The sequence below is a fragment of the Acidomonas methanolica genome, assembly GCF_004346035.1.
In the GTDB taxonomy this organism is placed as follows: Bacteria; Pseudomonadota; Alphaproteobacteria; order Acetobacterales; family Acetobacteraceae; genus Acidomonas; species Acidomonas methanolica.
Genome location: NZ_SLZN01000079.1, coordinates 1 through 2,860, shown reverse-complemented (window position 1 = coordinate 2,860; position 2,860 = coordinate 1). Strand labels below are relative to the sequence as shown.

Below are 2,860 nucleotides of genomic sequence, written 5' to 3'. Positions count from 1 at the left end.
CTCAATAGTCCACATCAGGCCGCTCTTCCGAATCGGGGCTGCCCACATGGAATCATAAATGATTCCAGAAATTCAATATGATCTTGGACGGGCACGAACAATTTCATTGCCATCCTCGCCAAGACAAACCACGGGATATCTTTCCACTCTGCCAATTTCATTAATACACGTAAAGTAAATTATTTTTCATCTATTCTTGAACGTGAGTCTCGCCGACACGTAACTGAGTGGGCCACCAAACAAGGTGGTATGGCCGATGTAGATCATCATTATTTTTCCGTGGATACAGCCACATCGAACCTTTATCTTTATTAATGATCAAATCGAATTTGTTGAGGATATCAGAGCCAATCACATTGTAAGTGGCGCCCCAAAAAACATGAACCGGAACGTTTTTAATTTCCAGACCCGACATACTTATCAAATTTACAGTGTAAGAATAACCAGAATAACTGTTTTCTCCAACCATTTCTGAGTTTTTGTGAATAATATGCAACTTATCTTTTCCAAACACACGCTCAAAAGATTCTCCCGTCATCACTGTAGAATATTCCGATGTATTTATCGAAAAATAAACTTTTTTTCCATTAATTTTAGTCTCGATCATATTTTTGTTTTCTGGGTGCTCGGCGTCGCCATAAAGTTTTAAATATACAGACTTGCTGGACAATAAATTCCCTTCATCTGGGCAATTACTACCTTCGTAATCAAATAAGAAGAATGCGCTGTCCCCTTGGCTTATCATCATCGACTTTCCATTCATTATTTCCCCTCCGACCACCAATATCGCTGGAGGATTGCCGTGTGGTCGGTCTATTTTTTCACTTATTATTACAGAGTTAACTTCTTTAATGTGCCAGTTTCCTATATCTAGAGATGGTATATTCGTATAATAAGCATCTCTGGAAATGCCAGATATCCCAACAACCGACGCCTTATTGTATTCGTCAAGGGAATACCCATTATTTGCCCAAACAAACGTAGACATTGCTCGAGGGTCAAAAAACCCTACAACTTTTCTTCCATTGAGCTTGGCGAAGTAAGCTGGTGGACCATCGTTATTAACAATTTTTGTTGCTATTAACCTTTTAATGCAACTATTTTTAGGCGCTGATGCAAGCGCTTCTCCGGACGAGAAAAGTAAATAAAAAACTATAATTGTTAATACGTTATTTATCACGTAGAAACTTCCCCTCATTCTGACTATATCTGTCCGTCATCGAAAGAAATGGGACGTTTGACGGCGTGAGATAATGGAGGCTGCGGCTCATCTGGTTATGATGTTTAGGCGGCACGGTGCTGATGAAGCAAGCGCCGTTTGTGGAGGTGCTGTCACGTTATACCAATTCTGCTTTCTGATGTGCTCCCGGTCTGAAGGCCGAGGATTCCAGTATGGGCGCGCATTAACAGGCTGTCGGGTTGGGGGTACCTGCCTGCGGGGATCTGCGGTAAGCATTCAGGATGAGCAGCTTCATCCCGTTTGATCGATCGCAGCCGTATCTTCTGCCGCCGGATCTGAAATCATGGCTGCCGGCGGACGATGTGGCGCATTTCATCGTGGCGGCGGTGGAGCGGGTGCCGCTGGGGGCATTTTCAGTGCCTCGGCGGACTGGCGGCAAGGCGTATTCTCATCGCGCCGGATCGAACGGGCGACGCATCGTGACATCGGCATGCGCTTTGTGGCGGCGAACCTGCATCCTGACCATGACACGATCTCGACGTTCCGGCGCGGCAACCGTGCGGCGATCGAGGCGGCCTTCCTGCATGTGCTGGAGTTGGCACGCGAGACGGGACTGATGCGGCTGGGCACGGTGTCGATCGACGGCACGAAGATCGATGCCAACGCCTCGAAATACTGTTCCATCCGTTATGATCGCGCGAAAGACCTCCGCGAGAAACTGGCCACCGACATCGCCGCCCTGATGGAGCGGGCGGATGCGGCGGATGCGACCGAGATGGATCACCAGGCCTTGCCGGACGAGCTGGCCCGCCGGGAGGCGGAAGCCCGGGAGCAGGCCGGGGCCGCCCGGCCCGACTATGAACGCAGGAAAGCGGCCTTTGATGCGAAGCGGGGACGGCGCGGCCGCCCGCCGAAAGAGCCGGACGATGAACCGCCACCCGACCGGCAGATCAACCTGACTGACCCGGACAGCAAGCTGATGCGCCGTTCCGACGCGCATGAATACCGGCAAGCCTACAACGCCCAGGCCGTGGTTTGCGCCGAGGGCTGCCAGTTGATCGTGGAAAAGGGGATCGTTGCAACCACGGCCGACGCGCCCAGCTTTGCCGACATGATCCTGGGGATGGAGGGAAGGATCGGCCTGCCGCGAACCGTCCTCGCCGATACGGGCTTTGCCAGCCGCAAGGCCGTCGAAACATTGCAGGCCAGGGGCGTGGAACCCCTGGTTGCCATCGGACGCCCCGTGGATCGGCGCCCTTATGACTTCCGGCCAGAGCCGCCGACCAAGACGCCGCGCCGGATCGGCGCACTGGTCCGAAAGCTCCTCTTTCGACGGTTTTGTCGATCGAGGAGGAAGCCATCATTGTGGCGTTCCGCCGCCATACATTATTGCCCCTGGACGATTGCCTTTACACGCTTCAGGCGACAATCCCGCATCTGACGCGCTCTTCTTTGCATCGTTGTTTTCAGCGCCATGGGATCAGCCGCCTGCCCGACGCCGAAGGCGACAAGCCGAAACGGTCGAAGTTCAGGACCTATCCGATCGGCTACTTTCATATCGACATCGCCGAAGTCCGCACTGAAATGGGTTCTTCCGCACTTTTCGTGATGATGTTTTTTGATTATGCGGGCTGAAGGACACGCGCCCTGAGGAGTTCGAAGCCTGCTCTTCCGAACATG

1 protein-coding gene and 2 pseudogenes are annotated in these 2,860 nt (G+C 52.1%); 2 read left to right on the top strand and 1 reads right to left on the bottom strand.

Annotated elements, in window-relative coordinates; genetic code table 11:
* Positions 1-190: 190 nt before the first annotated feature.
* Entirely contained in the window at positions 191-1,180 is a 990-nt protein-coding gene (locus tag EDC31_RS17410) for a hypothetical protein (RefSeq protein WP_132127222.1), read from the bottom strand.
* Positions 1,181-1,461: 281 nt separating this feature from the next.
* Here EDC31_RS17410 and EDC31_RS17405 point away from each other — a divergent pair.
* Positions 1,462-2,483 (top strand): annotated as a pseudogene (locus EDC31_RS17405) (transposase); the annotation flags it as partial.
* Positions 2,480-2,788: pseudogene (locus tag EDC31_RS17995) on the top strand (IS481 family transposase); the annotation flags it as partial. The pseudogenes EDC31_RS17405 and EDC31_RS17995, both read left to right, overlap by 4 nt.
* Positions 2,789-2,860 lie beyond the last annotated feature (72 nt).